Here is a 17,171-nt window from a genome sequence, read left to right as displayed (position 1 = left end):
TTGACCCCTTTTTACAGTTTATAACTATTTATATTGTATGGATTGCAAGAAAAACGCTGTTTCGGACTTCCCTACTCTACAGGTAGAATTAGCCCCCCAAGTAGTTCTAGCCTAGCTTTTATGCAGGGCATTGTGGGACAGAGAGATTCTTTCTTTAGGAATACCCCCAATTTCTCTTAATATGTAAAGTGCTTTAACTTTGGCAACACGAGCTATGACGCACTCCCCTGTGACTGAGCCATCCCCTCGGCAAGAGTCGGTTCTGCGCTATACGGTGCTAGGATCCCGTCGCCCCAGTAATTACTTTTGGGCAACCGTCATTTCCATCGGTGGCTTGGGCTTCTTTTTGGCAGGTCTTTCCAGCTATTTGCACCGCAATCTCCTGCCCGTCGGCAATCCAATTGATCTGGTCTTTATTCCCCAAGGGATTACCATCGGTTTTTACGGGGTAGCCGCCCTCCTGTTGGCCACATATCTGTGGCTGGCGATCGCCTGGGATATTGGCGGTGGCTTCAATGAGTTCAACAAAGAAACCGGCTTTGTCCGTATTTTCCGCTGGGGCTTCCCCGGCAAGAATCGCCAAATTGAGGTAAGCTGCCCAATTAGCGATGTCCAAGCTGTGAAAATTCTCATTAAAGAAGGACTCAACCCGAAGCGTGCCCTCTACCTGAAGATTAAAGGCCGGGGTGAAGTGCCGCTTACCCGTGTGGGTGCTCCGCTGCCTTTGGCGGAACTAGAAACCCAAGGCGCAACGATTGCCAGCTTTTTGGGAGTGCCCGTCGAGGGGCTGTAGGTTTAATCTTCGTGGTCGTCGAAGGGATCCGCCAGCTCCTTGGAAGGGGGGCCAAAGGAGAGATAGATGGAGTAGCCGGTCACTCCAATGCAGATGGCCGCAAGAGCAATGCTAAGAACTGTTGCAGGTTCCATAGAATCGTACTCAATGGGAGCAAGATATGGTTCTATAATATTACAAAACATTAAAACGCCGTTCATTTCGTTCAAAAAAGGGATTTATGGCACGACGGACTTGGCTTGGCGATCTCCTGCGCCCTCTCAACTCTGAATACGGTAAGGTTGCCCCCGGCTGGGGTACCACCCCCTTGATGGCGGTCTTCATGGGATTATTTCTCGTTTTTCTCTTGATTATTCTAGAGATTTACAACTCCACCCTCATGATTGATGGTGTTAATGTGAGTTGGACGGCCTTGGGATAATCCATGAACGTTTTTGGAATCGGTCTGCCGGAACTCATCGTCATTTTGGTGGTGGCGCTGCTCATCTTTGGCCCGAAAAAGCTGCCCGAAATTGGCCGCAGCCTTGGCAAAACCAAGCGGGCCTTTGAAGAGGCTTCCCGGGAATTCCAAGATGAAATACGGCGGCAGACCGCTGCCCTTGAGCAGGAACAGCAAGCCCAGACAGAGGCTGACTCGTCTCGGGAACCCTCCGCTTAGGTGGCATGGCGCTTCAGCCCTGTGTCATTGTTGGCCTTGGCAATCCGGGGAAAGAGTACGCTACGACACGCCACAACATCGGCTTTCGGGTTCTTGATGCCCTAGCACAGCGGCACGGCATCCAATGGACACCACAGCGGCGCTTCCTAGGAGAGGTGGCAGAGGCTTTAATTCACGGTCAAACGGTGCGCCTCCTCAAGCCCACCACCTATATGAATAACTCCGGGCAATCCCTCCATGCCCTGCTGAATTTCTACAAGCTCCCCCTTGAGCGAACCCTTGTGGTTCACGATGATGCCGATTTGCCCCTAGGGCGGGTGCGTCTGCGCCTGAACGGTTCGACGGGGGGACACAACGGAATTAAATCCATTATTCAGCATTGCCATTCCCAGCAGTTTCCTCGCCTGAAGGTGGGCATTGCCTTTGGCGATCGCCTGAAGCAGCAAACGGGGCCGCGCAATGCCGTGCCCTTTGTGTTGGGGCATTTTTCGGCGGCGGAACTGGCCCTTTTACCCGCCGTGCTGGATCTGGCCGTGGCTGCCATTGAGTTAAGTCTGCAGGCGGGGGTGGAGGCGGCCATGAATGTTTACAACGGGAAAAGCATTCCCATACCGCAATCCTGACCCTGCCAGGCAGGCGGCGGAAAACGAATCTCAGGTTAAAGTAAAGACAGTTGTTGTCGGCGCAGCATCATGGACATTACCGAAAGTGTGCGCATGGCGATCGCCACCCTCAAGGCCAATCGGCTCCGCAGTGGGCTGACGATGCTGGGAATTATTATCGGCAATGCGGCGGTGATTGCCATGGTCGGGGTGGGTCAAGGGGCACAGCGCTATGCCGCCGGTCAGTTTGAATCTCTCGGCCCCAATACGCTCTTCATTGTGCCGGGGACACCCCAAGCCCGCAACCGCACCTTTAACGTGCCGCAAACCCTTGTCCTTGAGGATGCGGTGGCGATCGCCACCCAAGTGCCCACCGTCAAGGAAGTGGCACCCCAACTTCAGGTTCAGCAGCGGGTCACCTACCGCGGGCGCAACACCACCGTTTTGGTTGTGGGGACCACCCCGACTTTTCCCTCGGTGCGCAGCTTTACGGTGGCGCGGGGGCGCTTTATTTCCGAAGAGGATGTGGAACGGCATCGCCGGGTGGTCATTTTGGGCGCCGATCTGGCCAAGAAGCTCTTTATCAACGAAAATCCCGTGGGTCAGCAGGTGCGGATCAAGAATCTTTCCTTTGAGGTGATTGGCGTCATGGCCGAAAAGGGGGCTTTTCTTGGTAACAATCAGGATGAGGCGGCCTATATTCCCATTACCACGATGTCTTCGCGCATTGTCGGACAGCGCTCTCCCTATGGAATTTCCCTCACGTTTATTTCCGTGTCTGCCCGCGATGAACAAAGCATTGATGCCGCCAAGTTTCAGATCACCAACCTGCTGCGGCTGCGGCACCAAATTGTGGATGAGGACGATTTTACGATTCAAACCCAAAAGGAAGCCCTGCAAATTATCGGCAATATCAGCAATGCCCTGACGTTGATGTTGGCAGCGATCGCGGGCATTTCCCTGCTGGTGGGGGGCATTGGCATTATGAACATTATGCTGGTGTCGGTGACGGAGCGTACCCAAGAAATTGGCCTGCGCAAGGCCATTGGTGCTACCCAGCGGGATATCCTAACCCAGTTTATGATTGAGGCGATGATCCTCTCTGCCCTCGGTGGTCTGATTGGTACCGCTGTCGGTGTCGGCGGTGTGATGCTGGTGGCGATGCTCACCCCCCTAGAGGCCGGGGTTGCTCCCGTTGCCGTGGCTCTTGCGGTGGGCGTTTCGGGCAGTATCGGTCTCTTTTTTGGGGTGGTTCCCGCTCAGCGGGCGGCGCAGCTAGATCCCATTGTTGCCCTGCGCAGTGTTTAACAGTACCCTTGGGAAATTTCAAATGGAAACATCAACCCTAGATTGGATTGCCGGTGGCTTGGCGATCGCCATTGTCATTGGCGGTCTGTTGATGATGTTTACGAATTTCTGGACGCGGCGATGACTCTGCGGCGAAGCTTGACCTACCTGCTGTTGGGGGCGATCGCGATCGCCATGCTGCTCCCTTTGCTGTGGCTTACCAGTACCGCCTTTAAGTCCGCCAATGAGGACATCTTTACCTTTCCACCGCGCTGGTTACCTGCCGAGCCGACCTTGGCGAATTTTACAACCGTCTGGCAAACCCATCCCTTCGGCCAGTACCTGTTTAACAGTACGCTCGTGGCGGTTCTCACGGTGGCCTGCAATCTCCTCACCTCCGCCTTGGCCGCCTATCCCTTGGCACGGCTTTCCTTTCGGGGGCGGGAGGTGATCTTTACGGCTATCTTGGCCACGATCATGATTCCCTTTCAAATCATCATGATTCCCCTGTTTATTTTGGCGGTGCAGTTGGGTCTGCGGAATACCTACCTAGGAATAATGCTGCCGAGTTTGGCCTCTGCCTTTGGCATCTTTCTCTTACGACAGGCCTTTCTGGCGGTGCCCAAGGAATTGGAAGAAGCCGCCCGCCTCGATGGCTGCTCAGAATTGGGGCTGTGGTGGTTTGTCATGCTGCCGGCCATTCGCCCTGCCTTGGTTACCCTTGGCATTTTTGTGTTTATCGGCGCTTGGAGTGATTTTCTCTGGCCACTGTTGGTCTTGGATCAACCCGAACTTTACACGCTTCCCATCGGTGTAATGACCTTGGCGGGGACGTTTTCCCTAGATTGGCGACTGATTGCGGCCGGCTCGGTGATTGCAATGGTGCCTGTGTTCCTGGTTTTTATTTTCCTGCAACGGTATATCATTCCCTCCCAAACGGGAGCCGGTCTTAAGGGCTAGATGCCTAAGCGGCGATGGCCATACTGCCGGAAAAAGGCTTTCATTTCTGCTGCCCGCCCAAGGGCAATCAGGGTATCCCCTGCCGCTAGGCGCAGGGTTAAGGGGGGATGAGTTACTAACTCCCCATTGTGATGGCGGACGGCCATAATAATAAAACGCCCTCGCCCTTTGGCTTCCACGTCGGCGATCGCCAGTCCCACGAGCGAGGCATCTAAAGGCAGGGTAAATTCCTCAATCTGGAGATCCAATTGACTGAGTAGCTCGATTAAGTGACTGCGCTCCTCCTTTTCTTCCAGAAAATCCAACACGGTGGGGCGCGTAATGAGCTGCACTATCCGCTGGGCACTGATACTGGAGGGCAAAACCACATGATCGGCACCGGCAAAGCGCAGTTTGGATTCTGTGGCCGGCAACTCCCCATAGGCCAAAATTTGCAGGTTGGGATTGAGGCGACGGGCAATGAGCGTAACAAAGACGTTACTGGCATCATCGGCCAAGACGGCCACCAGCGTGCGGGCGCGATCTACTCCCACAGCTAACAGTTCATTTTCATCCATGAGATCGTCGCTGCGATAGAAAAGATGCCCGGACTGCTGCGCCAGCCGGAGTCGTTGCCGCTGGTTGTCAATTACAACAAAGGGGATTTGGGCTTCGGCCAAGTTCATCGCTAACATGCGACCAAGGGAACCATAGCCGCAAATAATGACGTGATCCTTGAGATCGGCCAGAAGGGAGGGAGGGGTCATCGAAAGGAGCGGGGGCGGAGGGTGGACCTGCGAATCAGTTTGGGGGCATCTTGGGCATGACCCAATAAGATCAATGTATCGCCCACTTCCACAAGGGGATGAGTCCGGATCGGAAACAATTGGCCGTCACTCTTGCGTAAGCCCACGATAATAAACGCCCCTTGGCCGTGGATTTCAAGTTCTGTCAAGCGCGTACCGATGTATGGATTCTCGGGGGTAATCTCCAGTTCTTCTAAGCGAGCATCAATGTGACGCAAGAGGTCGTTGAGGGTCTCGCGATCGCCCGTTTGTTCGAGGAAATCAATGCGTGGCCGTCGAATGAGATTGGTCATTTGGCTAGCGCCAATTTTAGTCGGCAATACCACATGGTCTGCGCCTGCCATGCGTAGTTTTGATTCTGTGGCTGCCAAGTTGGCCCGTGCCACAATCAGGAGATCCGGTCTCATGGAGCGCGCCGTCAGGGTGATAAACACATTGATCGTGTCGTTGGGCAGCACGGTTGCAAGGGCGATCGCCCGATCAATGCCCACCGCCTGCAGCGTTTCCTCCTCGGCTGCACTCCCTAAATAGGCCAAATAGCCCAACTGGAGAGCCAGATCAATGCGCTGTTCATTGACATCCACAATCACAAAGGGGGTCTTGGCTGCCGCTAATTCTTGAGCCATGACCTGACCAATGCGGCCAAAACCACAGACAATGACATGGCGGTTAAGTTTATTGATGTCACGGCTTGCCCGCTGCATATCGAGCAGGCGTTTGATCTCCCCTTCGGTAAACAGTTGCACCACCGCACCGATGGTATAAACCGTTGCCGCACTGCCGGCCACAATGATCATCATGTTGAAGAACCGTTGGGCCGGGGTCACCAAGGGCCGCACTTCACTATAGCCAATGCCAAAGACGGTGATCACGTACATATAAAGGGCATCGAGCCAGTTCCAGCCAAAGCTGGTATACCCCCCCACCGCCACCAACGTGAGCAGGACAAAGAGGGTGATGCCAATCACAAAACGGTTGAGGGCAGGGGTCTCAGGTAACCGTCGCATGGCTTGGCCAATACGTGCGCTCGTGGGGTGGACACAAGGAAGGGAACGGGCAGAGGCTGAATCTGAATGGTGTGGCCAGGGGTCGGTGGCTAGGGGATAAGGCAGACAGTTGACATTATCCCGTTGGGAAGGCTCTTTGCAAAAATAAACGGCGCAACTCTCCTGATGGGCAAGGGCACCGCTGGGATCACTTCACCAGTTAGCAAATTAGGCCGTTCAAAGCCCTCAATGAGTTCTTACACTCCAGCTTATGAGCGGTTCTATCGGCAGCACAACCAATGCCGCCATTGGCCGAAAAGGCTATCCCCTTGAGTGTATCAAAAGCATAGCTTTTCTAGGAGCCTTTGTCATCCATACTTTTGAAGAGAGCGGCAGTTCCCCCCTAGGCGGCACCGGCACAGAACCTCTGCACGGCGCATGGCAGGACCGCCCCTACATCACGACAACAACGTTTTGCATTGTTCCTGCATTCGGCCTCTTTTCCCATACCAAGCCGGTGCCAAGGAGAGCGGTGGCCACAGCAAAGTTTCGGGAAAGCTAAAAACGGAAGCAACCTGCTCTTGCGAGTCTGCCACCAAATCGTTAGAGTGGCAGTACAGTCCTTTTCGACAGAGAGGGGATGCTTTGGGGACAGGTTCAGTAGCCCCTACCTTGAGTTTTTGAGCGTGTTCTATCCCTCTGAAAAGGGCAATATCTTACCGGAGGCAACCATCCTTGAGTGCATTTTTTCTTCACTATGGGGATTGTGGGGTGCGCCATTGGTGCGATCGCGATCGGGCAGCGGTCATCCAACTCATTGCTGATGTTTTAAGCGAGTTTGGTCTTCTGTGGCAACCCGCAGGGGCAGATGCCGATGTCGTGCATGTGGAGGACTATTACCATCGCCGGGGTGGACAGTTTTGGGTGGTGGAACAAGCGGGTGAGGTGGTTGGCACGATTGGCTTCTATCCCATTCAGCGGGGGGAAGCGGCGGTGGAAATTCGCAAAATGTACCTCCATCCCCGTGTGCGTGGTCAAGGCTTAGGAACCTTCCTCCTGCACCATCTGGAGGCCGCCATTCAAGCAGCCGGCTATCGCAAGATCTGGATTGAAACCGCCTCGATCATGACGGCGGCAGTGCATCTGTACGAAAAGTCGGGCTATCAACCGGCCAGTGGTGTAGAAACCCAGCGCTGCGATCGCGTCTATGTCAAGGATTTAGTGCTCGATGGTGTGGCTTCGGTGGCTTCTGCCGCCAAGAGTTAGCAGCCGCCATCCAACAGGAAGTGCAGTGAGGGATGCCTGCCGTATCCGTGGTTGCATCTAGGCCATTGATCGCTTCGGCAATTTGATTACTACCCTGCCCAGCAAGGGGTACTGCTACGTGGAGATTCAAGGGCAGCAGATTTCCATCGTCAAGACCTATGGCGACGCTCCCCCTCATCGCTTAATTGCCCTTGCGGGTAGTCACGGCTTGATTGAACTTGCAGTCAACGGCGGCAGTGCTCAAAAGGTGCTCCGCTGTGAAAACGGCGACCCTGTCTGGCTAAGACAGAGATCTTCCTAACGAATTTACAGAATAAAAGTGCTAAGGTAAAGAACACTATTTTTATTTTGGAAGCGGCTGCTTCGCCAATACCAACGCAAGATGATCCCTGAAAACAGGCCGATACAGCTCCGGAGTTTTCACAAAAGGCTTCCACCGCTCTGGGTCTAAGTAAGTTCCCTCGTGGGGATGAAAAAGTAACACAGTGATGTAGTCATACTCATCGCTTGCTTCAGAGATGCGGTACGGAACAATCACCTCATTACTGAAGGGGAAATTGACCAAGCCATAACTTGCTAAGCCAAGGTTCAAAATACGAGAATCGTGGATGTTTTCATGAATCCATTCATAAACCCTACTTTCCTGAGTTGATTCATAAATGGCTACAGACTTTTTCATTTGATCAGACAGAGGAAATAAACGAACTGAAGTAAAAAGGGGACTCAATCCCTTTTCCCAGCCTGGTAGACCCCTCGGTGGTTGGTAAGCAACGGCTTGGCCGAGCAGCATCCCTGTCCAAACGGCAAAGCTACCACCCACAAGAGCCAAGGTTAGATAACCCCGAAGCTTTAACCGACAATGCAGTGCCCTGAAAAGTTGATCAAAAATTTCTCTTGACTCTGACCAAAGCCGTTGTATTAGTGTCGAGGTGAATTGCATGCCTATACAAATGAGCAGAACTACTAACCCTACAATGTAGGAACCGCCGAGTCGTGCTTGCAAGGCAAGTTCACTTAAGCTAGGTCCAGCGCCGAAGGGAGTAAGTAGCCATGCTAGAAAAGCTATAACATTGAAGCAAATAAGAAAATAAGTGTTCCTATGTCTGACTTTTCTGAGGAGAACCAAAATCACTAGAATAGTGTTGAGTAGGACAAGAATCGGAGTAACCCGTGAACGGTACGAATTGTAAAAAGAAGGATTAAAAATATGTTTGGCAATTACTAAGCTACTGCCCTCTTCCAAAAGATCCTTTTCAAAAATTCCGCCCAAAAGGTAAAAGTTTCGCAGGTACCAAAAACTAGAAACCAAAATCATCGGCAACAGCCAAAATAGTAAAACTTCCCTGAGTTGCTTCAGTAAAGCATTCCTATCCAATCTTTTGATGCAATGAGCAGCCGTTAGAAGACCAAATCCAACAATATAGTACAGGGCATTGGGCTTCACACCCAGCGCACAGCCAAAATTAAGACCCGACCACAGCAGCCAAAACCTTTTCGATGCCTTCCTTGCACTCACGAATGTCATCCATGTCCAAAATCCCATCAACACCCAGTAAGTTACGGTTACGTCATTGCGACCCACATCGTAAAGAAAACTGTATCGGAAACTAGGAATGAAAAAGTAAGCCAATAAGAAGAGGAGAAAGCTAAGATATAAGGAGAGACTATACTTCCAAACCCGAGTATCCCGAAGCAAAAGCAGGACAGCAAGTAACAGACCAAGATTGAGGGCAAAGGTCGTTAGGCCGAGTGCACCGTCGTGATGAAGGGGAACTAGACTCCAAAGATTAATGAGTTCATTCCCGCCGGGATATTGGCTGTATCTGTTGGACAATCTCCAAAGACCATGGCTTTGAAGATAACCAATGGCATTCGGAAGGTGATAAGTTACTACATCAAGACCAACAAGAGGATGAACCGAGGTCACTTGGTTGTAAAGATGGGCAATCGGCTTGTGGAGCAAAGCTGTAACTAGAATGGCTAAACCAAGTGCAGCTATCCATCCTTTCGCGCTCAGACTAACTGACTGACTGTTACCGAGGTTATCCCTTTCCTCCACTAGGAACCAATCTCTGTGGCGCAACAACAGAGTCATGAGGAGACCGGCGGTAACGATACTCCCAATCAGCAAAGATAAGGGGGTGAGAAGATTTAAGATTCCCACCACCAGTGTCACCACCGTTATTTGAACAAGGGTCAGGGACAGGAAGAGGGCAATAGCATTCAAAGGCTGATGTGGGAAGACAAGACAGGCGGCGATCGCTGCTGCGCCAGCAACCACTGCAGAAGAAATGAAGTAGGTAACCATAAGGCATCAAATCGGTTTCTAAACTAGCATACTACCGCAGTAAGGGCAAATTTTTCTGGTTCTTTGTAAGATTGAGCCTAGACTATATCTTAAATGGGGACGAGAATTGGAATGTTGGATTCTCTAAAGAGCTAGCTTTATGGCGCCATCTTCCAATTGAATTGATATGAGCTATAGTGTCCAGAGAACTCATTCAAGTCTAGGTGGGCGCTGCCAAAACTGTCGGCGCTTGCTGTGGTAGAGACTTAGGAGGTGTCCAATGCCCACGGAAACTCGTCCCCGAGATGTTCAAGTGGCCGAAATTGCACCGGGGGTTTTGGTCTTGCGATCGCGCACGTGGGATCGACTGAAGTTTGAAGTGGAGTATGGCCGCCAGCAGGGAACCACCTCCAATTCCTACTTGATTCGCGCCCCTGAACCGGCTCTTCTAGATCCGCCGGGGGAATCCTTTACCCAAATTTATTTGCATGCGCTCCAGCAGCACATTGATTTAAGTCAACTGCGGTATCTGATTCTCAGTCACGTCAACTCCAATCGCCTGGCCACCGTCAAAGTCTTGCTGGAAAAAGCGCCCCACCTGGCGCTTGTGTGCTCAAAGGCCGGGGCAGTCACCTTGCGCTCTACCCTTGGCGAACAGTTGAATCTCTGGATTCCCCGTGGGGACACCCCCTTAGAGTTAGGAGGCGATCGCCGACTGGAATTTATTGCCGCTGCTACGCCCCGCTGGCCTGATGGTCTCATAACCGTTGATCCGCAGAATCAAATTGTGTTCACAGATAAGCTGTTTGGTGCCCATGTGTGTGGGGACAGTCTCTACGATGAGCAGTGGAAAAAACTCGATGAGGATCGCGCCTACTACTTTGAATGTCTGCATGCCGCCCAAACCCGCCAAGTGGAAAGCATTTTGGATCGCTTGGCAGAGCTGACCCCGCCCCCCCATCTTTATGCCCCCGCCCATGGCCCCCTCGTCAAGTTTAGCCGTAGCCGTCTCTTTCAGGACTATCGCGACTGGTGCCAAGCCCAAACGGAACAGGAGACGAAGGTGGCGCTCTTTTACGCCTCTGCCTATGGCAACACGGCAATGCTGGCTAACGCGATCGCCCAAGGCCTAACCGCAGCCGGCGTCCAAGTCCAGGCGGTTAACTGTGAAACCACCCCCCCGGCGGAAATGCAAGCCCTAATTCACAGTAGCGATGGCTTTATCATCGGCTCGCCCACCCTAGGGGGACATATGCCGACACAGGTGCAAACCGCCTTGGGGTTCATCTTGGCCGAGGGCAACCAAACCAAGCTGGCGGGGGTCTTTGGCTCCTATGGTTGGAGTGGGGAGGCCATTGATGACATTGAGCAAAAGCTCTTGGATGCAGGCTATACCCTTGGCTTTGAAACGCTGCGGGTGAAGTTTACCCCCACGGCTAGTGACTTAGAAAAATGCCGAATGGCTGCCAACGAGTTTGCCCAAGCCCTGAAGAAACGGCGCAAGAGCCGTACCGTCCGCCCCCCCAGCCTTGTGGAAGCACAGGTGGATCGCACCGAGCAAGCCGTAAACCGAGTTGTGGGTTCCCTGTGTGTTCTCACCACCCTACCGGAAGGCTGTTTTCACCTTACGCAAGCAGCGGCCATTTTGGTGTCGTCGGTCTCCCAAGCCTCGTTTCATCCGCCGGGCATCACGGTCTCATTGCCTCAGGAATGGGCAGAAAGCCTCTGCTTGGTGGGCGATCGCTTCGTCTTGAATATCCTCAAAGAAGGTAGTCCCCTAGTTCGCCAGTTTCAGCAGGCGCAACGCCTTGGCGAGCAGCAGTTGGCCACCCTTGGCCTCAAAAGTGCCGAATGTGGTGCCCCGATTTTGCTCGATGCCCTTGCCTATTTGGAGTGCACCGTGGAGTCGCGCATGCCGTGTGGGAATCATTGGCTCATCTATGCCGTGGTTGAGAGCGGTGAATTACTGCAAACCAGTGGCCTCACGGCCATCCAACATCGCAAAGCTAGCAGTTAACCCCTGAGGGTTAGAACACATTTTCAGCCGTTAGTTCAGCCGCCCGTTGCCGCGCTAGCTCCTCGGGATGGGTCAGCAGGGAGAGCATCGGCAAATCCTCTTCGCGAATATGGCGCACCACTAAGGCACCCATCGCCTCAATGGTCTCTGGTGTCAGCTTTTCGGGATGGAGCTGCACGGTCTCAAGCACCCCCCTCAAATCCCGTAGCAGATTTTGGTGAGCAGCACGATGGGATAGATAGAGGGGATGGTTGGCAGCAGCCATGAGCGTTTCTTCGTGCTGAAAGTGGCGTTCCGCTTCCATGGCGCACGCGAGTAACTGCGGCTTGACTTGGGAAAATGTTGCCCCTTCGGCGATCGCTGAGCGTAACTGTTGTAACCTCTCCAGCAGTGCCTGATGTTCCTGATCGATTTCCGCCAATCCAGAGATAAACGCCGCTTGCCATGCCAGCTCTTCCATCGCTTAGCCCTCCAACCCGCAACAGGGAAAAAGGTTTTGACGTACCGCCTTCAGCCTAGCAGCCCCCCACCCCAGCAGGTAGGCACCGTTACAAAGCGTAGTGGACTGGCACTTTTTGACTAAGAGGGTTTAACTGCCACCCAATACTTACTCATAAAGTGGTGCTGAATCTCTTTGACCACCAAGCCCGCCTTTTCTAAGCGAATGTTCAGATCATCTTCGATGTAGTTGCGGTAGAAGGGTTCGTGGAACAGGTTGGCAAAGTTTTCCATCATCGGTCGCTGCGCCGGGGAATCTAGGACTTGAATCGAATCACAGATGACAAAGACACCCCCCGGTTGAAGAACGCGGGCGCATTCATAGATCACCTTTTGGCGCACCGGCGCAGGCAGCTCATGGAAGAGAAAGACGCAGGTAAGGGCACTAAAGTAGTTGTCCACGTAGGGCAGGCTCTCGGCATTGCCTTGAATCAGTTGCGGCAGATCCCCGGTCTGGGTGGCGAGGAAAGAATTGGCTTTGCGCAAATAGGTGGGGGATAGATCAATGCCAAAAAGCGCCGCCTCTGGGAAGCCAAAGCGCAGTTGCTTCAAGGTGCGACCCGTACCACAGGCAACATCGAGAATGCGCACGGGGGGAGTAGGGGGATGGGCAGCAAAATGTTGGGCAATGGGAGCAATCACCCGCCGCCGCATTGCATCTGCGGTACCGCCGAAGAGCAGCTCCACCTGAAGGTCGTAGAGGTTGGCGGAGGTGTCACTGAGATAGCCGTCGGTTTGGTAGTGGAAGTTTTGGCGATAGTACGGCGGATAGTCCTCAAGGCGCACGTCCTTGGGAAAGTCCTGAAAGCGGCGCGATCGCGCCCGCTGCCACATCTGCGGCAAATCCAGCCACAGTAGCGGATAAAAGCGCAAAAACTCTTCCCAAGGGGCATCAAAGAGGAGTGTGGGGGGATAAAAACCCGCCGCCGCATCCTGCCAATCCTGTTGGAGTAGGGCTTCGTAGCGTTCCTTGAGCCATGCCTGTAACTCAGGGCCAAGGGGTTGCGTTCGCTCTTCGGTGGGAAAGAGGGTATTCAAAAGACGCGCACTCAGGGTTTTGTGGGCGATGGCAAACAGGTTTTTGCCCCATTGCAGCGCTTGATAGCCGCGATGAAGCGTCTCTTCCACCAAGGGTAACTGAGAGGCAAAGGGCGCAACCGGCATAGCTCTTAACTAAACTTCATAATTTCCCTTCCTCACTATATCGCAAAGCCTAGGGACAGTAGCCCCGTTCGCGGTACCACGTCACAGCGTCACGGAGTGCTTCATCAATGGGGGTTTGGGGCAGCCCCAATTCGGTGACGGCCTTGCGGGCATCGTAAAACATTTTTTGCTGTGCCATGCGCACCCCATCGAGAGGAATCGCAGGCCGTTTCCCCAAAGCCCCCAAAACCACCTCATCGAACCACGCCAGCATCAAGGGAATCACCACCGGAATTTCACCCAAGGGGCGCGGCAGTCCGGTCAGAGTGGCCAATCGCTCGAGAATTTCCGCCAGGGTTAGGTTTTGGTGGCCGAGGATGTAACGTTCACCGCTTCTGCCTTTTTCTAAGGCCAAGAGATGACCGATCGCCACATCCCGCACGTCGATTAGGTTCAACCCTGTATTCACATAAAAGGGCATCCGTCGTCGCAAAAAGCGCAGGATTATTTCCCCGGTGGGGGTGGGCTTTGCATCCCAAGGGCCGATGGGGGTACTGGGATTGACAATCACAATATCCTGCCCTTGGGCAACCGCCTGTTGTGCCACCTGCTCTGCCCAGTACTTGGAGCGCTTGTACTCGCCGATGAGCTTTTCGGGGGGGCTTTGGTAGGCTTCGGTGGTGGGTTGACCGCTGGGATCAACGCCAATGGCGGCCACCGAGCTGGTGTAAACCGTGCGCTCAATACCGGCTTCCCGGGCAGCGGCCAAGATGCGACGGGTACCCTCCACATTGACGGCATAGAGAAGGGGGCGATCGCGCCGCCAGAGACTATAATGAGCTGCCACATGGAACAGCACTTGGCACCCCTGCATGAGGGCAACGAGGTCACTGGTGCGTAAATCTCCCTGCACCAAATCCACATCCCACGCTTTGAGATGGGCGGCCTGCTCAGGTTGCCGCACCAAGGCACGGACACGGTAGCCCTTGTCTGCGAGAACTTGGGTCACATGGGTACCGACAAAGCCACTGGCACCCGTGAGAAAGACTGTGGTGCTCAATCCTCCTCTGCCTCCATGCTACCAGGGGGCAAGACCGCTGCTGTGACAATCGCATCATCCTCATCTAGGCGTTGCAGACGGACACCCGTGGCCGATCGCGACTGCGAGGAAATATCCATCACCTTCTGGCGAATAATGATGCCGCGACTGGTAACAATCATCAGTTCATCCTCGGCATTGACAATCCGCAGGGCGGCGAGTTGATCCTCATTACTTTTGGCTTTGAACTTGGTGGCGGTAATGCCCATCCCGGCACGGTTTTGCAGCCGAAATTGTTGCACAGGTACTCGCTTGCCGTAGCCATTGGTGGTGATTACCAGCACCCAAGGGCCTTCACTTTGAGCCACTGTCTCCTCGGTGTCTTCAATTTCTACACTGTCATCCTCAGGGGTGGTGGCAAAACGGTTGGCGATCGCCGCCGGCAGAATATCCATTCCCACCAGTTCATCCCCTGCTCGCAGGCTCATGGATTTGACCCCCCGCGTGGCGCGGCCAAGGGGGCGCAGTTGATCGTGACTGGCGCGGAAATGAATGGCCATGCCCTGCCGTGAGCCGATGATAATGGTGTCCTCTGCGCGGGTTCGCCGCACCCACCGCAGTTGATCTCCCTCTTCAAGGGAAATAGCAATTAGGCCATTGGTGCGGATATGGCTAAAGGCTGCCAGCGCAGTTTTCTTAATGAAGCCCTTGCGGGTGAGCATCACTAGATACTCATCTTCCCTAAACTCTTGAACAGCAATGACAGAGGTAATTTTTTCTTCGCGGGGAATAGGCAGCAGTTGGACAATGGGGGTGCCCCGTGCTTGACGCGAGCCACTGGGAACTTGGTAGGCGGGCAACGCATACACTAAACCGCGATCGCTAAAGAAAAGAATGCGATCGTGATCATTGCAGCTAAAGAAATGCTCAACGGCATCATCCTCTTTAATCTCTGCTCCTTTGCGACCTCGCCCATCGCGACTTTGGGCTTCAAAGGTATCCACGGGCATCCGCTTGATGTAGCCCTGCTGGGTAACGAGAATGACGGATTTATCGTTAGCAATTAAATCGGTGTCACTAATTTCGCCATCCGCCTGCACAATCAGCGATCGCCGAGGGGTGGCAAACTTGGCCTTGAGTTCGGTGACTTCTTTTTCGATAATTTCTAGGACGCGCTGCCGATTGGCCAAAATATCGCGGTAGTCGGCAATTTGTCGCTGCAAATCCGCATGCTCCTGCTCAATTTTTGCCGCCTCTAGGGCGGTGAGGCGCCGCAGTTGCATCTGCAAAATGGCATCGGCCTGGGCTTCACTGAGGGCATAGGTCTGCATCAATTGCTGGCGGGCAAGGGTCGTGTCACCGGCACGGCGAATGAGTTGAATCACGGCATCGAGATTGGCTAAGGACACAAGCAACCCTTGGAGCAGGTGATCCCGTTCTTCGGCCTTGCGCAGAGCATAGCGGGTACGGCGGGCGATCGCCTCCTCGCGGAAACTGAGGAACACCTCTAGGCTGCGCTTGAGGGTCAGCAGTTGCGGCTCACCGTTGACAATCGCCAGCATGTTGGCGCCAAAATTCACCTGGAGGGGCGTTTGCTTGTAGAGATTGTTGAGCACCACACGCGGGTAGGCATCCCGCTTTAACTCAATCACAACCCGAATCCCCTCGCGATCGCTTTCGTCGCGCAGGTCGGCAATGCCCTCAATTTTTTTCTCGTTGACCAACTCGGCAATTTTTTCCAGCAGCGCCGCCTTGTTGGTTTGGTAGGGTAACTCCGTCACCACAATAGCCTCGCGGGGTTGGCGACCGGGGGCTTCGAGGGTTTCAATCCTGGCCACAGCCCGCAGCGTAATTGACCCACGCCCGGTGGTGTAGGCTTCTTCAATTCCCCCTTGGCCAAGGATATGCCCGCCGGTGGGAAAATCCGGCCCCGGAATGTAGCGCATGAGCTCGCGATCGCTCATCTGGGGATTATGGATCAAAGCCACCAGTCCATCCACCAGTTCCCCCAAGTTATGGGGCGGGATGTTGGTGGCCATCCCCACGGCAATCCCGGCGGCACCGTTGAGCAGCAGTTGAGGCAGCCGTGCCGGTAAAACCAACGGTTCCTGTTGCGAACCGTCAAAGTTGTCCACAAAATCAACCGTTTCCTGCTCAATGTCCTGCAGGAGGGCTTCGCTGGCCAAAGCTTGCAGCCGACATTCGGTATAGCGCATTGCTGCCGGCGGATCGTTGTCAATGGAGCCAAAATTGCCATGCCCCTCAATCAGGGGGTGCCGCATGGAAAAGTCCTGCGCCATCCGCACCAAGGCATCATAGACCGCGGCATCGCCGTGGGGGTGATATTTCCCTAGGACTTCCCCCACTACGCGGGCACATTTACGAAAGGGGCGATCGCTGGTCAGCCCCAACTCGTGCATGGCGTAGAGAATGCGGCGGTGCACCGGTTTAAGACCATCGCGAGCATCGGGAAGGGCACGCCCCACAATGACGCTCATGGCATATTCAAGATATGAGCGCGAAATCTCATCCTTCAGCTCGGTGGGAATGATCCGAGAAGAATCGGCAGCAAAGCTCATGGGCGTGTTTTACTGTTGTCCTATGAAGCCTTTATGATACCACGACGGTCTAAACGCCCGCCCCGCCCCCTCTTTTAAGAAGACCCTGACCGAAAAGAGAACCCGGCGATTGCCTTTGTTACTTAGACAAAACTCGATAAAACTCAACGAAATGACAACACCAAGACGCAAGGGAGCAAGGGTTTACCGCCAGCCTAGGGCAAGGCGTGGGAAAATTGTTGCCGGTTGATAATCAATTTTGCAACCCCCTCCACCACGCAGACACCCGACA

The 17,171-nt window shown here is 53.9% G+C and carries 18 protein-coding genes; 10 read left to right on the top strand and 8 right to left on the bottom strand.

From position 1 onward, the window contains the following. Positions 1 to 214: 214 nt before the first annotated feature. On the top strand, positions 215 to 793 hold the full coding sequence (locus ACK4IR_RS05750) for a photosystem I assembly protein Ycf4 (protein ID WP_409873286.1): 579 nt from the start codon (positions 215 to 217) through the stop codon (positions 791 to 793). 2 nt (positions 794 to 795) lie between these two features. On the opposite strand, the gene psbN is transcribed toward ACK4IR_RS05750, so the two are convergent. Beyond that, positions 796 to 927 (bottom strand): photosystem II reaction center protein PsbN, encoded by a 132-nt coding sequence (gene psbN, locus ACK4IR_RS05745; protein ID WP_206201138.1) that lies wholly within the window; start codon positions 925 to 927, stop codon positions 796 to 798. 86 nt (positions 928 to 1,013) lie between these two features. Here psbN and psbH point away from each other — a divergent pair, with 86 nt between their 5' ends. The 5 genes from psbH (at position 1,014) to ACK4IR_RS05720 (ending at position 4,300) form a co-directional block, all read left to right on the top strand. Continuing rightward, the gene (gene psbH, locus ACK4IR_RS05740; protein ID WP_181495330.1) at positions 1,014 to 1,214 is read left to right on the top strand and encodes a photosystem II reaction center phosphoprotein PsbH; all 201 of its coding nucleotides are present in this window, start codon (positions 1,014 to 1,016) and stop codon (positions 1,212 to 1,214) included. Between the two features lie 3 nt (positions 1,215 to 1,217). Continuing rightward, positions 1,218 to 1,451: a TatA/E family twin arginine-targeting protein translocase gene (locus ACK4IR_RS05735; RefSeq protein WP_409873284.1), complete on the top strand. Its 234-nt coding sequence runs from the start codon at positions 1,218 to 1,220 to the stop codon at positions 1,449 to 1,451. Positions 1,452 to 1,456: 5 nt separating this feature from the next. Then, positions 1,457 to 2,074 (top strand): aminoacyl-tRNA hydrolase, encoded by a 618-nt coding sequence (pth, locus tag ACK4IR_RS05730; RefSeq protein WP_409873282.1) that lies wholly within the window; start codon positions 1,457 to 1,459, stop codon positions 2,072 to 2,074. A 69-nt stretch (positions 2,075 to 2,143) separates the two neighbouring features. Then, complete coding sequence (locus ACK4IR_RS05725; RefSeq protein ID WP_409873280.1) at positions 2,144 to 3,361, top strand: ABC transporter permease; 1,218 nt, start codon at positions 2,144 to 2,146, stop codon at positions 3,359 to 3,361. Between the two features lie 120 nt (positions 3,362 to 3,481). Beyond that, a complete protein-coding gene (locus ACK4IR_RS05720) occupies positions 3,482 to 4,300 on the top strand; it encodes a carbohydrate ABC transporter permease (protein WP_409873278.1) in 819 nt (272 codons plus the stop codon). Here ACK4IR_RS05720 and ACK4IR_RS05715 read toward each other — a convergent pair. Continuing rightward, the gene (locus ACK4IR_RS05715; protein WP_409873276.1) at positions 4,297 to 5,046 is read right to left on the bottom strand and encodes a potassium channel family protein; all 750 of its coding nucleotides are present in this window, start codon (positions 5,044 to 5,046) and stop codon (positions 4,297 to 4,299) included. The genes ACK4IR_RS05720 and ACK4IR_RS05715 overlap by 4 nt on opposite strands. Then, positions 5,043 to 6,092, bottom strand: a complete 1,050-nt coding sequence (locus ACK4IR_RS05710) for a potassium channel family protein (RefSeq protein ID WP_409873274.1) — start codon at positions 6,090 to 6,092, stop codon at positions 5,043 to 5,045. The genes ACK4IR_RS05715 and ACK4IR_RS05710 overlap by 4 nt, the downstream gene beginning before the upstream one ends. 250 nt (positions 6,093 to 6,342) lie before the next feature. Between ACK4IR_RS05710 and ACK4IR_RS05705 the strand changes: the two genes are divergently transcribed. The 3 genes from ACK4IR_RS05705 (at position 6,343) to ACK4IR_RS05695 (ending at position 7,638) form a co-directional block, all read left to right on the top strand. Then, complete coding sequence (locus ACK4IR_RS05705; RefSeq protein ID WP_409873272.1) at positions 6,343 to 6,633, top strand: hypothetical protein; 291 nt, start codon at positions 6,343 to 6,345, stop codon at positions 6,631 to 6,633. A 173-nt stretch (positions 6,634 to 6,806) separates the two neighbouring features. Beyond that, positions 6,807 to 7,337, top strand: coding sequence for a GNAT family N-acetyltransferase (locus ACK4IR_RS05700; RefSeq protein ID WP_409873270.1), 531 nt, complete (start codon positions 6,807 to 6,809; stop codon positions 7,335 to 7,337). Between the two features lie 64 nt (positions 7,338 to 7,401). Beyond that, complete coding sequence (locus ACK4IR_RS05695) at positions 7,402 to 7,638, top strand: SAM hydroxide adenosyltransferase (protein ID WP_409873316.1); 237 nt, start codon at positions 7,402 to 7,404, stop codon at positions 7,636 to 7,638. 42 nt (positions 7,639 to 7,680) lie between these two features. Here ACK4IR_RS05695 and ACK4IR_RS05690 read toward each other — a convergent pair whose 3' ends face one another. Further along, positions 7,681 to 9,645, bottom strand: a complete 1,965-nt coding sequence (locus ACK4IR_RS05690) for a phospholipid carrier-dependent glycosyltransferase (RefSeq protein ID WP_409873268.1) — start codon at positions 9,643 to 9,645, stop codon at positions 7,681 to 7,683. Between the two features lie 259 nt (positions 9,646 to 9,904). Between ACK4IR_RS05690 and ACK4IR_RS05685 the strand changes: the two genes are divergently transcribed. Beyond that, on the top strand, positions 9,905 to 11,641 hold the full coding sequence (locus ACK4IR_RS05685) for a diflavin flavoprotein (RefSeq protein WP_409873266.1): 1,737 nt from the start codon (positions 9,905 to 9,907) through the stop codon (positions 11,639 to 11,641). Between the two features lie 10 nt (positions 11,642 to 11,651). On the opposite strand, the gene ACK4IR_RS05680 is transcribed toward ACK4IR_RS05685, so the two are convergent. The 4 genes from ACK4IR_RS05680 to gyrA all read right to left on the bottom strand — a co-directional run bounded on the left by ACK4IR_RS05680 (position 11,652) and on the right by gyrA (position 16,900). Beyond that, a complete protein-coding gene (locus ACK4IR_RS05680) occupies positions 11,652 to 12,101 on the bottom strand; it encodes a hemerythrin family protein (RefSeq protein WP_409873264.1) in 450 nt (149 codons plus the stop codon). A gap of 119 nt (positions 12,102 to 12,220) precedes the next feature. Beyond that, positions 12,221 to 13,303, bottom strand: a complete 1,083-nt coding sequence (locus ACK4IR_RS05675; RefSeq protein ID WP_409873262.1) for a class I SAM-dependent methyltransferase — start codon at positions 13,301 to 13,303, stop codon at positions 12,221 to 12,223. A 49-nt stretch (positions 13,304 to 13,352) separates the two neighbouring features. Continuing rightward, positions 13,353 to 14,342: a hopanoid-associated sugar epimerase gene (gene hpnA / locus ACK4IR_RS05670; protein WP_409873260.1), complete on the bottom strand. Its 990-nt coding sequence runs from the start codon at positions 14,340 to 14,342 to the stop codon at positions 13,353 to 13,355. Then, entirely contained in the window at positions 14,339 to 16,900 is a 2,562-nt protein-coding gene (gene gyrA / locus ACK4IR_RS05665) for a DNA gyrase subunit A (RefSeq protein ID WP_409873259.1), read from the bottom strand. The genes hpnA and gyrA overlap by 4 nt, the downstream gene beginning before the upstream one ends. Positions 16,901 to 17,171 lie beyond the last annotated feature (271 nt).

Source organism: Thermosynechococcus sp., assembly GCF_046299635.1.
Lineage (GTDB): Bacteria > Cyanobacteriota > Cyanobacteriia > Thermosynechococcales > Thermosynechococcaceae > Thermosynechococcus.
The sequence above is the reverse complement of the archived record's forward strand: the minus strand, read 5'-3'. Positions and strand labels throughout refer to the sequence as shown.